Origin of the sequence: Microbacterium sp. MYb45 (assembly GCF_002979655.1) — a bacterium.
GTDB lineage: Bacteria > Actinomycetota > Actinomycetes > Actinomycetales > Microbacteriaceae > Microbacterium.
This window is the reverse complement of sequence record NZ_PCPG01000016.1, coordinates 1-17,438: the sequence shown is the minus strand read 5'-3', so window position 1 is coordinate 17,438 and position 17,438 is coordinate 1. Positions and strand designations below refer to the sequence as shown.

General features: G+C 69.9%; 15 protein-coding genes. 6 read left to right on the top strand and 9 right to left on the bottom strand.

Annotated elements, in window-relative coordinates:
- The first annotated feature begins 1 nt into the window (after position 1).
- Positions 2-1,123, top strand: a complete 1,122-nt coding sequence (locus CQ034_RS17355; protein ID WP_105712051.1) for a DUF6226 family protein — start codon at positions 2-4, stop codon at positions 1,121-1,123.
- 12 nt (positions 1,124-1,135) lie between these two features.
- On the opposite strand, the gene CQ034_RS17350 is transcribed toward CQ034_RS17355, so the two are convergent.
- From CQ034_RS17350 to CQ034_RS17310, 9 genes are all read right to left on the bottom strand, one after another.
- On the bottom strand, positions 1,136-2,593 hold the full coding sequence (locus CQ034_RS17350) for a cation acetate symporter (RefSeq protein WP_105712050.1): 1,458 nt from the start codon (positions 2,591-2,593) through the stop codon (positions 1,136-1,138).
- Positions 2,590-2,964 carry a hypothetical protein gene (locus CQ034_RS17345; RefSeq protein WP_029261300.1) on the bottom strand — a complete coding sequence of 125 codons (375 nt, stop codon included), beginning with the start codon at positions 2,962-2,964 and terminating at the stop codon, positions 2,590-2,592. The genes CQ034_RS17350 and CQ034_RS17345 overlap by 4 nt, the downstream gene beginning before the upstream one ends.
- Positions 2,961-3,704 (bottom strand): LytTR family DNA-binding domain-containing protein, encoded by a 744-nt coding sequence (locus CQ034_RS17340; RefSeq protein WP_105712086.1) that lies wholly within the window; start codon positions 3,702-3,704, stop codon positions 2,961-2,963. The genes CQ034_RS17345 and CQ034_RS17340 overlap by 4 nt, the downstream gene beginning before the upstream one ends.
- A gap of 5 nt (positions 3,705-3,709) precedes the next feature.
- Positions 3,710-4,891 (bottom strand): sensor histidine kinase, encoded by a 1,182-nt coding sequence (locus CQ034_RS17335; RefSeq protein WP_105712049.1) that lies wholly within the window; start codon positions 4,889-4,891, stop codon positions 3,710-3,712.
- 8 nt (positions 4,892-4,899) lie between these two features.
- A complete protein-coding gene (locus CQ034_RS17330; protein WP_105712048.1) occupies positions 4,900-6,135 on the bottom strand; it encodes a type II toxin-antitoxin system HipA family toxin in 1,236 nt (411 codons plus the stop codon).
- Entirely contained in the window at positions 6,132-6,419 is a 288-nt protein-coding gene (locus CQ034_RS17325) for a helix-turn-helix domain-containing protein (RefSeq protein WP_105712047.1), read from the bottom strand. Before CQ034_RS17325 ends, CQ034_RS17330 begins: the two co-directional genes overlap by 4 nt.
- Positions 6,420-6,522: 103 nt before the next feature.
- A complete protein-coding gene (locus CQ034_RS17320) occupies positions 6,523-6,768 on the bottom strand; it encodes a YbdD/YjiX family protein (RefSeq protein ID WP_091032394.1) in 246 nt (81 codons plus the stop codon).
- A gap of 1 nt (position 6,769) precedes the next feature.
- Complete coding sequence (locus tag CQ034_RS17315) at positions 6,770-9,022, bottom strand: carbon starvation CstA family protein (RefSeq protein WP_105712046.1); 2,253 nt, start codon at positions 9,020-9,022, stop codon at positions 6,770-6,772.
- 178 nt (positions 9,023-9,200) lie between these two features.
- Complete coding sequence (locus CQ034_RS17310; RefSeq protein WP_181156364.1) at positions 9,201-12,383, bottom strand: S8 family peptidase; 3,183 nt, start codon at positions 12,381-12,383, stop codon at positions 9,201-9,203.
- 188 nt (positions 12,384-12,571) lie between these two features.
- Between CQ034_RS17310 and CQ034_RS17305 the strand changes: the two genes are divergently transcribed.
- The 5 genes from CQ034_RS17305 to CQ034_RS17285 all read left to right on the top strand — a co-directional run bounded on the left by CQ034_RS17305 (position 12,572) and on the right by CQ034_RS17285 (position 17,324).
- Positions 12,572-13,117, top strand: a complete 546-nt coding sequence (locus CQ034_RS17305) for an ECF transporter S component (protein ID WP_105712044.1) — start codon at positions 12,572-12,574, stop codon at positions 13,115-13,117.
- A gap of 110 nt (positions 13,118-13,227) precedes the next feature.
- Positions 13,228-14,958: an ABC transporter ATP-binding protein gene (locus CQ034_RS17300; protein ID WP_105712043.1), complete on the top strand. Its 1,731-nt coding sequence runs from the start codon at positions 13,228-13,230 to the stop codon at positions 14,956-14,958.
- Positions 14,959-15,035: 77 nt separating this feature from the next.
- Complete coding sequence (locus CQ034_RS17295) at positions 15,036-15,821, top strand: energy-coupling factor transporter transmembrane component T (RefSeq protein ID WP_105712085.1); 786 nt, start codon at positions 15,036-15,038, stop codon at positions 15,819-15,821.
- A gap of 10 nt (positions 15,822-15,831) precedes the next feature.
- Positions 15,832-16,707: a siderophore-interacting protein gene (locus tag CQ034_RS17290; RefSeq protein ID WP_105712042.1), complete on the top strand. Its 876-nt coding sequence runs from the start codon at positions 15,832-15,834 to the stop codon at positions 16,705-16,707.
- Positions 16,704-17,324 carry an ECF transporter S component gene (locus CQ034_RS17285; protein WP_105712041.1) on the top strand — a complete coding sequence of 207 codons (621 nt, stop codon included), beginning with the start codon at positions 16,704-16,706 and terminating at the stop codon, positions 17,322-17,324. The genes CQ034_RS17290 and CQ034_RS17285 overlap by 4 nt, the downstream gene beginning before the upstream one ends.
- Positions 17,325-17,438: the final 114 nt, after the last annotated feature.

The following is a 17,438-nucleotide window of genomic DNA, read 5'->3' as shown; positions in this document are numbered from 1 at the left end:
GATGTCGACGTCGAACACCTTTCCCGGCGCGCTCGCGCCGATGCCGGACGCCATGTCCGCCATGCTGATCTGGCCGAGCCCCGAGCCGGTCGCGCCCCCGCGATTCGTCGAAGGCTTCGAGCTCTTCGAGGCCTTCGCGCGGGACGCCGGCACCGACCCCGTCGTCCTCGCCGCCGACCTCGGCGCACTGTGGGACTTCGTTGCCGCGCACCCCGAACTCCTCGATGCTCCCGAGACGGCGGAGGCGGCGGCACGGTTCCTGGGGAACGCGATCGCTGTGGCGCATCCGGCGGCGAGGTGGCGCTTCACGAGCGAACCCGAGGTGGGCACCTCGACGATCTCGGTCCCGGTCGCCGGCCTGCTGAGGGGGATCATCGAGCACCCGGAGCAGCGCGAGCCGTTCCGGGAGATGCTCGCGTCCTGGCCGCAGGCCGACCGCGACGCCGAGGAGTTCGACGCCCTGCGGCGCGAAGAGGTCGACATCGACTTCGTGGTCGCCCCGGTGCCGTTCACGCGCCCGGCGCTCGCGATCCCGGAGTTCGTCGACGAGTCCGGCCGTGTCATCGCCTACGGATCCCGCTGGGCTGGTGGCTCGCCTCCGGAAGACGCCTACTCACGGGTGACCCATCCGGAACGGTTCGCCCCGGTGATGGGCGTCGTCGATGCCCTGGTCGACCACCTCGGGACCTGGTACGACGTCGATGTCGACCGACGGTCCGACGAGTCGGGGGTACACATCTGGCGCCTGCGGCCCACGACAGGGGCGCAGATCACCCTCACCGGGACGGCCGAATCCGTCTTCATCCAGTCCGGAGCCCTGACCCGGGAATACGCGCCCAGTTGCACCTGCGATGCCTGCGACGAGACCGCCGAGAGTGTCGCCGACCAGCTCGAGGAGACCCTGCTCGCGATCGCCGCCGGAGGACTGCGGGAGGTCTTCCCCGTCGGGCAGCGACGCTGGCTGCATACCGAGCTGCGCACCCCTGACGGGGGCGGACGGTCGGGCGGCGGCGAACCCGACCCGTCGTTCCCGGCCGAGGAGCTGGACGATGCCGAAGACCTCCTCGCGCGTCTCCCCGACGGCTGGTGGCCGGCCTGGACGCTGCGCACTCCCCGGTCCTGACTCAGCCCTGACTCAGCCGCGTTCCGGGGTGTGCACCCGCGCGAGGAAGCGGTCCGTGCGCGGCGACGGCCCCCGCGGGTCGAGGAGCGAGACCACGACAGTCACGGCCGTGGCGAGTGGGATGGTCCACGCGGCGGGCTGCGCGAGGTAGGGCGCGGCGACCCCTACTCCCCCGACCGCCGCGTGCACGAGCAGCGCAAGCCCCGCGGCCAGCCCGCCGGACACCATCCCGGCCACGGCCCCTCGAGCGGTGAGCCCGCGCCACCACACGCCGAGCAGCACCACCGGCGACAGCGTCGACGCCGCCACCACGAACACCACGCCGACGCTCGATCCGAGGCCTGCCGGCGCCGTGAGCAGCGCGACCACGAGCGGCACCAGGGCGCAGAGCACGGCCGACAGCCGGAAAGACCGCACCGAGCCGGAGAACACGTCCTGGCTGATGACGCCCGCGAGCGACACGACGAGCCCGGCCGAGGTCGCCAGGAACGCGGCGAACGCTCCGGCGACGATCAGCGCGGTCAGCAGCTCCCCGAGCATTCCGGGGAAGACCCGCGAGGGCAGCAACAGCACCACCGTGTCCGCCACCCCCGGCACGGCGAGGTCGGGAGCGGCGATGCGGGCCAGCAGGCCCATCGTGCTCGACACCGCATAGAACGCGCTCACCATGCCGATCACGATCACCGTCGTGCGACGAGCGGACACCCCGGTCGGGCTCGTGTAGAACCGCACCAGCACGTGCGGCAGGCCCATCGTGCCCAGCAGCAGTGCCAGCAGGAGGGAGGCCGTCTCGTACACATCGAAGCCGGAGGGTCCGGCCTCGACGGGGAACACGAGCGCCGGGTCGAAGTCGTGCGGCCCCCCGCTCAGGGCGAAGGCGATGAACACCACGGGCACGAGGAGAGCGGTGAGCTTGAGCCAGTACTGGAACGCCTGCACGTAGGTGATCGCCCGCATGCCGCCCGCCGCGACTGCGGCCGCCACGAGCACCGCGACGGTCACCGCCCCCACCCACTCCGGCAGACCGGCGACGACGAGCAGGGTGAGCCCGGCGCCGTGCAGCTGCGGCACGATGTACAGCCAGCCGATGACGAGCACCGCGATGCTGGTCACCCGCCGTGCAGAAGTCGATTCCAGCCGCGCCTCGATGAAGTCGGGGATCGTGTACGCGCCGCTGCGCCGGAGCGGGGCGGCGACGAATGCGAGCACCAGCAGGTAGCCGGCGGCATAGCCGATCGGGAACCAGAAGCCGCGGGCACCGTCGAGCAGCACCAGGCCCGACAGCCCGAGGAACGTGCCGGCGGACAGATACTCGCCGCTGATCGCCGACGCGTTCCACACCGGTCGCACGGTGCGCGAGGCGACGAAGAAGTCTCCCGTCGTGCGCGAGATGCGCAGCCCGTAGACGCCGATCAGCAGCGTGGTGACGATGACGAGCGCGACCCCGATGAGGTCGAGCACCGCGTTCATTCGCGATCCCGCAGCGCCCGGTACCGGCGCTCGTTGCGGCCGGCGGTGCGCACGTACAGCACCGCGAAGACGACGATGATCGGGTAGAACGCGTACGCCTGCAGCAGCCAGGACAGCGGCAGGCCCCACACCAGGATGCGTCCGATCTCGGGGATGAGCGCGATCGCCAGGGTGAGCGCGACGACGACGACCACGAATCCGGCGACGGTCCCCAGTGCGAGGCGGAGCTGGCTGCGCATCAGGGCCCGCGCGTAGACGGCATCCGCCTCGTCCACGGGGGCACCGGGCAGTGCGATGCCGCGGGTCAGGGGCACCGGGCGCCGGTCGGGGAGATCGGCGGTGACGCGGACCCGCTTCGGTTTCTCGGTCATCCCGCGCCCTCGCCGCGCACCAACGCCTCGCGCACGGCCGGCACCATCCTCCGACTCACCGGAAGCGAGAGTCCACCGATCGAGACGGCGGCATCCGCGCCGGAGAGCCGAGCCTCGGTCACGGCGGAGATGCGCACGAGCGACGAGCGGTGGATGCGCAGGAATCCGACATCCGTCCACCGCGTCTCGAGCTCGGAGATCGGGATGCGCACCAGATGCCCCGCGCCGTCGCCGGTGTGCAGCCGGGAGTAGTCGCCCTGCGCCTGCACCCAGGTCACGTCGCTGCGGCGCACGAACCGCACCGCGGAGCCGACCGTGACCGGCAGCACCTCGTCGTCGCCGGATGCCGCGGTGTCGCCGCCGACCTCGACCACGCGGTCGACCGCCTGACGCAGCCGCGCGGCCCGCACCGGCTTGAGCAGGTAGTCGGCGGCTCGCAGCTCGAACGCCTCCACCGCCTTGGCGTCGTCGGCCGTGACGAACACGACCGCCGGCGGCACGGCGAGAGTCAGCAGTGCCCGCGCGAGCTCGGTGCCGCTGAGCCCCGGCATGTGGATGTCGAGGAACGCGATCCGCACCGCGCGCTCCGACATCAGCCGCAGCGCCTCGGCACCCGACGACGCCGTGAGGATCTCGCCGATGCGCGGATCGGTGCGCAACAGATGCACGAGCTCGTCCAGCGCGGGGCTCTCGTCGTCGGCGACGAGGACGTCGACCGGGGGTGCGCTGTTCGTCGGCATCGTCGTCACTCGGTGTCCGGATCGTGCTGCGGCTGAGATTTCGGGACCCGCATGCGCACCAGGGTACCCGCGCCGGTGTTCGTCTCGACCACCAGACCGCCGTCCGCACCGTAGAGCTGGCGCAGCCGGGTGTCAACGTTGCGGAGGCCGACGTGCACGCCGTCGTCGCTCGCGGTGAGCGTGGCGCGCAGGGCCTCGGGGTCCATTCCCACACCGTCGTCCTCGACGGTGATCTCGGTGTGCGTGCCGTCGTCGCGTGAGGCGATGCGGATCTCGCCGCCGCCCTCACCCGGCTCGAGCCCGTGCCGCACCGCGTTCTCGACGAGCGGCTGCACAGAGAGGAAGGGGATGACCGTCGCGAGGGTCTCCGGCGCGATCTGCAGCGTCACGCGCAGCCGGTCGCCGAAGCGGGCGCGCTCCAGTTCGAGGTAGGAGTGGATGCTGCCCAGTTCCTCGGCGAGCGTGGTGAACTCCCCCTGTCGCCGGAACGAGTAGCGCGTGAAATCTGCGAACTCGAGCACCAGCTCGCGGGCACGCTCGGGGTCGGTGAGGATGAACGAGGCGATCGCCGTGAGGGCGTTGTAGATGAAGTGCGGGGAGATCTGCGCTCGCAGCGATCGCAGCTCCGCCTCGGCGAGCTGGGTCCGCGACGAGTCGAGCACCCCGAGCTCGACCTGCGCGGCGCACCAGTCCGCGACCTCTTCGGCGGCCCGCACGAGCGCCGCCCCGACGGGTGCCGCGAAGGCGACGACGACGCCGACCACACGGCCGTCGACGCGGATCGGTGCCCCGACGGCCTCGAGGTCGTCGTCGCGGCCCGACGCGGGGAACACCTGTCGACGCCCGGAGGCCCGGACCTGCGCGGCGATACGGACCGCCGCCGACTCCAGCCCGTCGGACGAGCCGTCGAACGAGACGGTGTCGTCGGCGCTGACGATCGCCACCGCGGCACTGCCGAGCAGCACACGCAGGTGGCGCGCGGCCTTGACGACGTCGGGGGCCGCCAGACCCGCGCGCAGGTGCGGAGCGGCGAGGCTCGCCTGATGCAGAGCGGTGAGCGCCGCCTGCTCCGCGTCGCTGCCGAGGTCGGTCGCCCCGCGGGCGAGCCGACGGGCGAGCAGCAGCAGCAGCGTCAGGACGACGCCGCCGAGCACGCCGAGCACTGCGGCGAGAACGACGTCGGTCATGGGATCAACTACTTTCGACCGGCCGTGGCCACGAGGTCCAGCCTCGGTGCGATCGATTCACTCATGCGTGAGATCTCCTTCTCGGGGAGGCGATTTCGGCGCGCGCGATCCTGCCACGATGAGAGCGCCTCGGAGATATTCGCCATGTGCTCTCGAGCCCGGCTCTGCGTCAGGTCGCAGTCGTCCGCGAGCGCGAGCAGACCCTCGATCTCCGTGTCGTGTGTGTCGGCTCCGGCGATGGAGGTCGATCGGCTCCGGGCGAGATCGGGATTCGGATTGACGTCGAAGGCGGGGCTGAGCGTCCAGGCGTTGCCATCGCTGAGGAAACCGTGATTGCGCAGGTGATCATCCGTGTTGCCGAGAGCGACATTGACGATCGCTCGGTCGAAGAGATCAGAGAGCGCGGCGCGAGGGGAGCGCGCGATGTCGCGGATGGCGTCGGCGATCTCGACGTAGTCGTGGTGCTCGCCGTCGGCGGCTCCGATCGCGGTCATGGCGCTGATGTACCCGATCCGCTGCTGCTTCGCGTCCCGGTCGAAGCGGCGCAGGATGAGGACGCAGCGCTCTCCCAGGCGTGTGAGACGGAATTCTGGCACGGCGATTCCGCAGTCCGACAACAGACCGAGAGTGGTCGCCTCCCACGCCATGACATCCCACTCGTCGCTGGAATGCGGGAACTTCGCGAACCCGAGGGATCCGTCCTCGAGACGCACGGATGCCTTCGGCCGCGCGCCACCCAGGCCTGTGGTTCCGGTGTCGAGCAGCTGCTTGACCGCCTCGGTGTAGTCTTCGTCGCCGGCGAGTTCATCGCTGCGGCGCAGGAGGTTCGGAAGTTCGACGATCGCAGGGACATGAGCTTCGGCACCGAGGAAGTCCTCGGTGCCCACGGCACGGAAGCGCAGCGCGCCCTGGCGAGTGTCGTCGCTGACACCCAAGAGGTAGCTGACGTCGTCGAGGCTCCTCGGAGCGCGACCGGCCTCGCGGGCGGCTATCCGCTCGGCCTTGTCGATGAGGTTGCGGCCCCAACGGTCCGGCGAGCTGTCGGAGAACGCCCGCAGCATCCCGGACTGGTACTGCGGTCCGGGAACGAGCTGCAGCGACGGATCGATGTTCGCGCCGCCGCGGGCGAGGTACGCCGCGTCATAGAGGAAGGTGGTGGCAAGCGACCTGCCGCTGGTGAAATGCGCCTGCCCCACCAGCTGCAGGTCGCCACGGTCGTCACCATAGACCTCGTAGTCGCTCATCGAGCGCGCGTCTTCTCGAGGCTCGAGGCGCGGAGCCTGCCGATGTCGGTGCTCAACGGATCGACGGCGTTCACGACCGCCTCGAGAATGCCGAGTGCCCGCAGCACCTGGGCGACATTCTCGAACGTGACTGTCGCATTGCCGTTCTCGATCTTGCGCAACGTGTCGCGCGAGATGTTCGCTCGCTCGGCGACTTGCTGGGCGGTCAGCCCCAGCACCATGCGCCATCCGCGGATGTGCTCGCCGAACGTCTCCATGTCCCGAGCGATCCGATATCCGGCCATGCGCGCCACCTCCGCCAGTCTGTTATGACGAACATCCTAGTCATAACTTGCGGTTATGGCGAGCATGCTGGTCATAACTCGCCTCGGATCGGCCGCTCCGCGCTCAGCAGCAGCGGGCACCGGGGTTGCGGTCCTGGTCGTCCATCCGCTCGCGCCAGAACTGCCGCTCGGTCATCGGCTCCTCGTCGGGGTGCACGCGGCGCTGATGGGCGACATAGGTCGCATAGGCGCTGTCGCCCATCAGGTTCGTCATGTACCAGCGGATGCCGCGGCCCACCCGGCCCACGGCGCCCAGTAGAGCGCGCAGGAGGGTGGTCGCGGCATCCGTCCGACTCATGGTGTCGGCCATCTCAGTGGGACGACGCCTTGCGCTCGTCGGCGAGGATCGGCTCCCACTGCTTCTCGAGCTCGCGCTCCGCGGTGCTGGGCAGGAACCCGGCCGGAGCGAAGCGGCGCGAGGCGACCGGCTCGTCCTCGGTGTTCTCGCCGCCGCCGTTGCGGATGGCCTTCACCGTGGCGATCACGGCGGTGACCATCACGACGATCGCGAGTGTCACGAAGATGATCGACAGGGTGCCCTGCACGGCCGTGTTGCGGATGACCGCGTCGAGAACCGCCGGCTCACCGAGGGAGGTGTCGCCGGAGTCGCGAGCGGCCACGTACTTGAAGTGGTTCGCCCAGTAGCCGATCGCCGGTACCGGGGACGCGATCTTGTACAGCGACGCCGTGATGGTGACGACCGCGGTGAACGCCAAGGGCAGCGCGATGATCCACAGCCACTTGAAGTAGCTGCGGCCGCGCTTGGCGACGATGGCCAGCACCACGGCGAGCGCGATCGCGGCGAGCAGCTGGTTCGCGATGCCGAACAGCGGGAAGAAGGTGTTGATGCCGCCGAGCGGGTCGGTCACACCGAGGATGAGGATCGCTCCCCAGCCGGCCACCATAATCGCGGTGCAGATCCAGACGCCGGGGCGCCACGAGACGTCGCGGAACTTGGGGAACCAGGCGCCGATCGAGTCCTGCAGCATGAAGCGGGCGACGCGGGTGCCGGCATCCACCGCGGTGAGGATGAACAGCGCCTCGAACATGATCGCGAAGTGGTACCAGAACGCCATGAGCGCCTGACCGCCGAGGGCCTGCTGCATGATGTGCGCGAGGCCGAGGGCGAGCGTCGGAGCCCCACCGGTGCGCGAGACGATCGACTCCTCGCCGACCGCCGCTGCCGTGCCGGTGAGCATCTCGGGCGTGAGGTTCACCCCCGTCAGGCCCAGAGAGTTCACGAAGGCGACGGCCCCTTCGACCGTGCCGCCCGTCGCCGAGGCCGGCGCGTTCATCGCGAAGTAGATGCCCTGGTCGATCGAGATCGCGGCGACGAGGGCCATGATCGCGACGAACGACTCCATGAGCATGCCGCCGTAGCCGATGAAGCGCGTCTGGCGCTCCTTCTCGATGAGCTTCGGTGTGGTTCCGGATGCGATCAGCGCATGGAAGCCCGAGAGCGCACCGCAGGCGATCGTGACGAACAGGAAGGGGAAGAGGGGACCGGCGAACACCGGACCCATGCCGTTCTCGCCGAAGATGCTGACCGCGGGAACCGTGATCTCCGGACGCACCAGCACGATGGCGCCGGCGAGCATGACGATCACGCCGATCTTCATGAAGGTCGACAGGTAGTCGCGCGGAGCGAGCAGCAGCCAGACCGGGAGCACGGCGGCGATGAAGCCGTAGATGATGATGCCCCACGCGATGGTGGTGCGGTCGAGGTGGAAGATCGCCTGACCCCACTCGGTGCCCGCGACCCAGCCGCCGCCGATGATCGCGGCCATCAGCAGCGCGAAGCCGATGATCGAGACCTCGGTGACCTTGCCGGGGCGCAGGTAGCGCAGGTAGACGCCCATGAAGAGCGCGATCGGGATTGTCATGGCGACCGAGAAGACACCCCACGGGCTCTCGCCGAGCGCGTTGACGACGACGAGCGCGAGGATCGCGACGATGATCAGCATGATCAGCAGCGAGGCGATGATCGCGGCGGTGCCACCGATCTTGCCGAGTTCCTGACGCGCCATCTGGCCGATCGTGCGCCCGCCGCGGCGCATCGAGAAGAAGAGGACCGTGTAGTCCTGCACGGCACCGGCGAGCACGACGCCGACGATGATCCAGATCGTGCCGGGCAGGTAGCCCATCTGCGCGGCGAGCACGGGGCCGACGAGCGGTCCGGCGCCGGCGATGGCGGCGAAGTGGTGGCCGTAGAGCACGCGACGATCGGTGGGGACGTAGTCCTTGCCGTCCTGGTGGACCTCGGCGGGGGTGGCCCGGCGGTCGTCGGGGCGGGTGATGTACTTCTCGATCACCTTCGAGTAGAAGCGGTAGCCGATCAGATACGTGCAGACCGCGGCGAACACGAACCAGATCGCGTTGACGGTCTCGCCGCGGACGATCGCGAGCATGGTCCACGCGACGGCACCCAGCAGGGCGATCGCCGCCCAGAGGATGATCTTCGGCAGAGTCCAGCGGTTCGCCTTCTCGTGATGCTCCTCGGTGAGGGCGACGGAGGGGAGTTTCGGGTCGGTGACGATGACGGGTTCGGTGCCCGGTGCGGTCATGGGAGTCTCCTCGGGATACGCGACATTGCGTTCCCCCACGTTAGGAAGACGCGGAGACCGGAGGCCGGGGTGGAAGCGGATGCTGCGACGAGCGGCGCCGATCACGCGATGAACGGATGCCCGTGCGCGCACACAGCGCCCCGCGGAAGGGAGACCGCGGGGCGCTGTGCTGTGGGGGCTACTCCGGCTTCGGCGTCTCCGGGGCATCCGTCTCCGGTGCCGGGGTCTCCGGGGCCGGGGTCGGTGCCGGAGTCGGTGCGGGAGTCTCCGGGGCCTTCGTCTCGGGTGCCGGAGTCTCCGGAGCATCCGTCGGCGGCGCCTGCTTCGCGGCGTCCGGCGTCGTCACCGTGACGACGGTGCGGACGGCCGAGTCGCCGTACTGGACGAGTCCGAGATAGCGGGTGCCGGCGGCCAGGCCGGTCCAGCTGAGGTCGTAGCTCGTCTTCTCACCGCGGACCGCGGCGATCGGATTCGGCGTCGCGGTGAACGCACCGTCGCCGGCGGGCTGCACGTTGGCGTAGGACATGTCCCACGTCATCGGCCCCGTCGTCGCATACACGTTCGCCACCACCAGATAGGTGCCGGCGGTCGGTGCCGGCACCGTGACCTGCTCGTCCGCCGAGCCGGTCGCCGACTGCCAGTTCTCGTAATACCGCAGGTCGTCCGGGCTCACCACGCGGTACACGGTGAGGTCGAGGTCGCTGCCGTCGTCGTCCGACGAGTCGAGGTCGAACCGGGAGAGCGTCGTGCCCTCCGGGACGTCCACGATCCAGGCGACGTCCTTGTTCGCATCACCCGAGTTCTCATCGCCCGAGTGCCCCTCGACCGGGTTGTCCGGGTCGGTCAGGAGCTCGTAGGCGGTGAGGCCCGAGAGGTTCAGAGCCAGGTCGCCGTCGAGACCGGGGGTGATCTCCACGGACGTGCTGCCGTCGACGCCGGTGCCGGTGACCTCGGCCGGAGCATCCGCCGTGACCGGGAACACCGCGATCGGCGAACGCACCGAGTTCTTCGCACTCTTCCAGGTGAGCGAACCGGTCGCCCACTCCTCGACCGGCGCGCTCTTGTTGTCGAACGTGACGGTGAAGGTCTTGGTCTGACCCGGCTTGTCGAACTTCAACTGCTGCGGGGTGACCTTGACGTTCACGCCCGGAACGGAGGCCTTCGCGGTGAAGGTGCCCTTCTCGGTCGAGGTGACGGTGCGGGTGACGGTCTGCGCGCTGGCCAGCGAGCCGATCGAGATCGACGCCTGGTTGAGGTCGCTGCCGTCGATGGGCTCGATCCCCGGGAAGTCCGACAGGCCCTTCCCGTCGAGGAACGCCGCCCAGTCCTTGACCCCGTTGAGGTACAGCAGCCCGGGGTTCAGATACCGCTTCGGGTCGACCTGACCGGCACCCTGCTCGAACGGGTCGGTGTTCTTCGATCCGTCGGGGAGCACGGTGTCGTAGGCGGTGGTCATCATCGCCGAGCGGATCTCGGCCGGCGTCGCCTTCGGGTGCTCACCGAGGTACAGCGCTCCGAGGCCGGCCACGTGCGGCGAGGCCATCGACGTGCCGGAGAGGATGCCGAAGGTCGGCTCCTCGTCGGGTCCGTTGTTCGTCGCCGCGAGGATCGCGACGCCGGGGGCCGCGACATCCGGCTTCAGCACATCACTGCCGTCGGCCAGCATCGGCCCGCGGCTCGAGAAGCCCGCGATCTGCGGCGTCGGGGTGGTCACGCCCGTGGTGTTCTCGCCGACGAGGGTGATCGGACGGTCGACGCCGCCCTGCACGTAGGCGAGCACGGCGGCGCGGTGCACGGCGTTCAGGTGCACCGTCGGCACGGCGTGGAAGTCGTTGTCGAGCGAGTCCGCGCCACCCGGCACGTTCACGAGGACCATGCCGATGCCCCCGGCATCCTTCACGACCTGCGACTTCTCGGCGCGTGCGTTGCCGCCGCGGTCGCAGACCACGATGCGCCCTGTGACCTTCGCGGGGTCGAGGGTGCCCGGCAGGCAGAGCTGCGGGTCGACCGCTCCTGCCGCGGCGGCATCCACCGCGGCGATCGACGGGCCGGTGACGCTCTCACCGAACGGCACGCTCACCGAGGCTCCGGCCTGCTCGAACCCGTCGAACTGCACGGTGCCCTCCCAGGTCGGGATGGTCGATGCGGCGACGGTCGTGTACCAGGGCGAGGCGTGGTCGGCCGTGACCGGGTCGGGGCCGTCGTTGCCGGCACTCGTCGCGACGAAGACACCCGCGGCCGCGGCGTTGAAGAACGCGAGGTCCTCCGGCGACAGCACGGTGCTCGCCGCCCCTCCGCCGATGGAGTAGTTGATCACGTCGACGCCGTCGGCGACCGCCTGATCGATCGCCGCGACGAGGTCGCTCAGAGCGCAGATGTCGTCGGTGGTGACGGTCGTGTCCGGCCCGACGTAGCAGGCCTTGTAGGCCGCGACCTTCGCACCGGGTGCGACGCCCGAGACCGTCCCGAAGTCGACGCCCTCGATGGCGGCGTCGACCTTGAAGTTACCCGCCGCGGTGCTCGCGGTGTGCGAGCCGTGGCCGTCGCCGTCACGCGGCGAGAGGTAGTCGTACTGGAAGTCGAATCCGGCGGCCTCGGCCCCGGCGTAGAAGTACTGTCCGCCGATGAGCTTCGAGGAGTAGTCGCTCGTGTCCCAGTCCTGGCCCTCGACCATCGCGGCCTGGAACTGCCCGCCGTCGGACTTGTCGAAGTACACGTTGGTGCCGTCGGTGTAGGGCTGGTTGCCCTTGTGTCGGCTCTGCTGCTTCTTCTGCTTCTTGATCTTCTTGCCCTCGAAGGACGGATGCTCCGGCGCGATGCCGGTGTCGATCACGCCGACCACGACGCCCTCGCCGGCCTTCTCGACGCCGCCGGTCTGCTGCCACACTCCGCCTCGCCCCTTGCGGTCGTCGCCGAGGCCGAGGAAGTCTGTGGACGTCTGCGCGTCGGGGTGCCGGACCTCGTCCGGGTACACGCCGAGGACATCCTTCGACGCACGCAGCGCATCGACCTGCTCACCGGAGAGGTCGGCACTGAAACCGTTGAGCGCGACCTGATAGGTGTTGTCGGGCGTGACTCCGATGTCGCCGACCAGGTCGGTCTGCTGCGTCTGCAGGTGCTTGACGTACCGCTGCGAGTCCTGCGATTGCGTCTCGAGCTGCTCGCCCTCGGCGGGCTTCGTCGCCTTCAGGCCTTTGACGTCGCCCTCATAACTCGCGAGCGGATCGGACTTCATGACCACGATGTAGTGGCCGGGCGTGCCTGCGACCGGGACGGGATGCGTCACCTCCCCGGTCGCCGCGTAGCCGGTAGTTGCCGTCGATGCGATGAACAGAGTCGCCAGGGTGGTGGCTGCTGCCATCCGGAGGGGTGTTCGACCCATGTGGTGCTCCCGATGATCACGGTGCAACCGCGTTGCTGCACCGCGGCCAACATAGTCCCGCTCTTCGCCGCCGGAGAGAGAACTGGCCGATCGGCCAACCGGCCTTCGCCGATCGGCCAGGGTTATCCACGGCCTCCCTCCCGATAGGTCGACAGTAAGCTGGAGAGGTGGCCCGCACCCCCCTCCTGTCGACTCGAGTACTGCTCGTCTGCGCAGCGATCGGAGTGGCCACGGGCATCCTCGCGGGCATCGCCGGATGGGTGACTCCCGTGCTGCTGGCGAGCCCCCTCCTCTTCCTCTACGGACTCGTGCTCGGCTCGCACGTGCTGCCGGGGATCATCGCCCAGGAGGTGCTGCGACTGCCGCTCGTCGCCCTGATCACGCACGTGTTCGCGGCGCTGATCGCGAGTGCCTTCAACCCGGCGTGGGCGCTGCGGTTCATCGGCACCGCCCTGCTGTTCGGCCTCATCCAGGAGGGCGTCGCCGCCCTCACCCGCTACCGCGCCTGGGGGCCGTGGCGCTTCTTCATCTCGGCCGCCGTGATCGGGGTCATCGTCGCGGTCGTCGTGTTCTTCGCCGCGCACCTGTCGGTCATGGCGCCGTGGGCGCAGATCCTGTACCTGGCGATCTCGGTGCTCGGCCCGATCGCGTGGACCGCGGTGGGGCTCGCGATCGGCTCGGCGCTGCGCCGGGCCGGAGTCGCTCGGCGCTGATCTCGTCGGCACCGGTCGCCCCAGTGTCTGTCGCCCGTGCCGGTCGATGGCGGATCAGGTAAGGCTCAGCTAAGTTAGACGGGTACGATCCGTCGACCCGGGACTCCGCCGTGCGCCCATCTGCGCCCCTGCTGAGCGTGCGTGAGCTCTCGCTCACCCACGCCGATGCCGCGCACCCCTCGCCGCGCGACGTGACGTTCGACATCGGCCCCGGCGAGGTCGTCCTCCTGCTCGGACCCTCCGGATCCGGCAAGTCGACCCTCACGCTCGCCCTCAACGGCCTGATCCCGCACGCGCTTCCGGCGACCATGGTCGGCACCGTCGAGGCCGGCGGAATCGACACCGCCGCCGCGCAGCCCGCTGCCCTGAGCACGCACGTCGCGATGGTCTTCCAGGACCCGGATTCGCAGATCGTCACCGGCACCGTCTACGACGAGGTGGCGTTCGGCCCGGAGAATCTCCTGCTCGCACTCGACGTCGTGCGGGGTCGCGTCGAAGCGGCGCTGCGCCGGGTCGGGCTCTGGGATCGGCGGGACGAGAATCCGGACCACCTGTCCGGCGGCGGACGGCAGCGGCTCGCGATCGCCTGCGCCCTCGCGATGGATTCGCCGCTGATCGTGCTCGACGAGCCGACCGCCAACCTCGATCCGCAGGGCATCGACGACGTCTATGCGGCGCTGGCGGATGTGGTCGCCGCCGGAGACCGCGCGATCCTCCTCGTCGAGCACAACCTCGATGCCGCGATGGACTTCGTGACGCGCACCCTCGTGCTCGACCGCGAGGGCAGGGTCGTGTTCAATGGGCCGGCCGCCGAGGTCATCCGTGAGCATGCCGCCGAGCTCGTCGCGATGGGTGTCTGGCTGCCGGCGGCGACACTCGCCGCCCTGCGACTGCGGGAACACGGGCATTCCCTCGATCCGCTGCCGCTCACGCCGGAGCAGCTGGCCGAGGGGCTCGAGCGAGAGGGCGTTTCTTCGCGCTCCGCGCGCTCGACGACCGGAGAGCACGACCGGTCGTCGACCGGACCACAGCCTCCGTCGTCGAGCGAGGAACGCAGCGACGAGACGAAGCATCCTGGCGAACCGATCATCCGCGCCCGTGGGCTGACCGTACGGCGTCGACGGACCGAGATCCTGCACGGGATCGACCTCGATCTCGCGCCGGGGAGCCTCACCGCCATCGTCGGCACGAACGGCGCCGGTAAGACGACGCTGATCCAGGCGCTCGCGGGCGTCGTGCCACCCCCGCGGGGTCAGGTGTCGGTCGACGGCATCGACCCGGGCGTCGCCTCGCCCCGCGACCTCGCCGCGCGCATCGGATTCGTGTTCCAGAACCCCGAGCACCAGTTCATCGCGCACACGGTCTTCGACGAGCTGGCGCATGGGTTGCGGCTGCGGCACGTGCCGGACGCGGAGATCGCCGCCCGCGTCGAGGAGATGCTCGCGCGGTTCGGCCTCGAGCACAAGGCGGACGTGCACCCGTTCCTCCTGTCAGGAGGCGAGAAGCGACGGCTCTCGGTGGGGACGGCTCTGATCACGCGGCCGCGCGTCCTCGCGCTGGACGAGCCGACCTTCGGGCAGGACCGCGCACGGGCGGCCGAGCTTCTCGACCTGCTGCAGAACCTTCGCGCCGAGGGCACGACGATCGTGATCGTCACGCACGACCTGCAGCTCGTCGCAGAGCACAGCACGCACGTCGTGCTCCTCGCCGGCGGGCGGGTGCGGGCAGCGGGACCGACCGCATCGCTGTTCCGCGACCAGCAGCTGTTCGCCGATGCCGGGCTCCGCATGCCCGCGTTGCAGCGCGTGCTGGCATCCGCGGGTCTCGAGGCGATGCGATGAGCGCCGAGGTCACGGGCAGTAGCACCCGTAGCGCAGCCACCGCCGCCGGTGGTCGCGGTTTCGATCCGTATGCCCGGATGACGGCGACCTCGCCCCGGCAGTTCCTGTACGCCCTGAATCCGCTCGCCAAGGTCGCGGGCTTCGCTCCGGCCATGGTGCTGCTCGTGTTCGTCCGCGATCTCGCGACTCCCGCCGCATTCCTCGTGCTCGCGTACGGGCTGCTGCTGGTCGGTGCGCGCCTCACCCGACGTGTGCTCGCTCTGCTCCTCCTCGGGCTTCCCGCGGGGATGCTGCTGATCGCGGTCGGATTCTCGTTGTGGGTGGATGCCGGGCTCGTCGACGGCAGCACGCCGGTGGTGCGGATCGGCGACTGGACGCTGTACAGCGGCGCTCTGGTGATCGGCGCGGCGACCGCGCTGCGGCTCGGCTCGATCATGGCGCTCGCCCTCGTCGGCGGACTCACCACCAGCGGCCCCGACCTCGTACGGGCGAGCGTGCAGCAGCTCCGGGTGCCCTACCGCGTCGGCTACACGGCGCTCGCGGCGTTCCGGTTCGTGCCGCGATTCGGACATGAGCTGGCCGTGATCCGCGCGGCGCATCGGGTGCGCGGGTACCACGGCGGGCGCGGACCGTTCGCCCGTATCGCGCGCGGTTGGGGCTACATCGTGCCGCTGCTCGCCGGGGCCATCCGCCATGCCGAGCGCGTCGCCCTGGCGATGGATTCCCGGGCGTTCGGCGCTCATCCCACCCGCACCGAGCGGCATCTCGTGCCGTTCCGCACGCGGGACACGGTCTTCACTCCCGTGACACTGCTGGCGTCCGCCGCCATCTTCGTCGCCTTCTTCCCCTGGCAGCTTCCCTGAAAGGCGCCCCATGGCATACAGCAAGATGGTCAAGCCCGAGACGACCGAGCTCATCCATCTGACGGTCCTGCGCTCGGAGCGCCTCTCGGCGCACTGGATCCGCGTGACTCTCGGTGGCGGCGAGATCGAGAAGTTCCGCCCGATGGGCTTCGACCAGTGGTTCCGCCTGTTCCTGCCGATCGGCGGCGACGCCGGCCTCGAGCGGGTGCCCGCCAAGGCGAACAAGATGTTCGGGTATCTGAAGTTCCTGCGCATCCCCGACGGCGAACGCCCCGTGATGCGCAACTACAGCGTGCGCGCCTATCGTGCGGCGACGGCGGAGGCGGGCGCCGAGATCGACGTGGACTTCGTGCTGCACGGCTCGGCGGCCGACGGCACCGCAGGCCCGGCATCGCGCTGGGCCGAGACCTGCCTGCCGGACGAGCACGTGCTGATCATCGACGAGGGGCTCACCTTCAACCCGCAGCGCGGCACGGACCGCGTGGTGCTGGTCGGCGACGAGACGGCGCTGCCGGCGATCGCCTCGATCAGTGCATCGCTGCCGGCGGACGCCACCGGCACCGCGATCATCGAGGTGCCGAGCGAGCAGGATGCTCTGGAGTTCGCGCATCCCTCCGGTCTCGAGGTCATCTGGATCGTGCGGCCTCACGATGTCGCCCCCGGCACACTCGCTCTGGAGACGCTGGGTCGCACCGCGCTGCCGGATGCCCCGTTCCACGCGTATGCGGCCGGTGAGCAGGCTCTCGCCTCGGGTGCTCGCAAGCACCTGGTGGGCGAGCGCGGTGTCGACAAGAACGCGGTCAGCTTCTGCGGGTACTGGAAGCTCGGTGCGGCCTCGCCCGCTTCGAAGGCCGCTCGCGAGGCGGCAGCGGAGCCGCTGGCATGAGCGGGGTGGATGCGGCGGGCGCGGACGCGGTGGTTCCCCGGCGAGGATCGGGCGGTACCGCGCGAAAGCCGGGTGGGCGGTTCCGCTTTCCCACCGCGATCCTGCTGACCTGCGCGGCGCTCGGTGTGGCGGGCGGCCTGCTGCTGGCACCGGCGAACTGGTTGTCGACGCTGCTCTTCCCCGTGGCGCCGTTCGCGAGCGTGGCGCTGGCCGGGCTCTGGATGCTGCCGTCGGTCATCGCGCTGCGTCTGCTGCGACGCCCGCTGGTCGGACTCCTGGTGGGTCTGCTCGCCGGCCTCGTGATCGTGCCGTTCTCCGGCTACGGGTTCGGCAGCGTGGCGACGAATCTGTGGTGGGCGGCGTTCACCGAGCTGCCGTTCCTCTTCGTGATCTGGCGATACTGGGGCACGTGGATGCACTATGTCGGCGCGGTCGTGGTCAGTTTCGTGTATCCGCTGCTGGCGTGGGCATCGTTCGATCTGGGCAGCTTCCCGCTCGCGGTGCAGGCCCTGTTCTTCTCGATCACCCTTGCGAGCTGCGTCGGTACCACCGCCCTGGGAATCATCATCGCCGATCAGCTCCGGAAGGCCGGCGTCGGCGGGCGTCGTTCGCAATGATCCTGAGGTGACGCCGACCGCGACTCCTGCCGGGGCTTCTCCGCGCAGGCGGACCATCAGGCGGCGATGTCGAAGCGGGCGCGGCCGCCGAGTCGTGGGGTGCGGGTGGGGTCG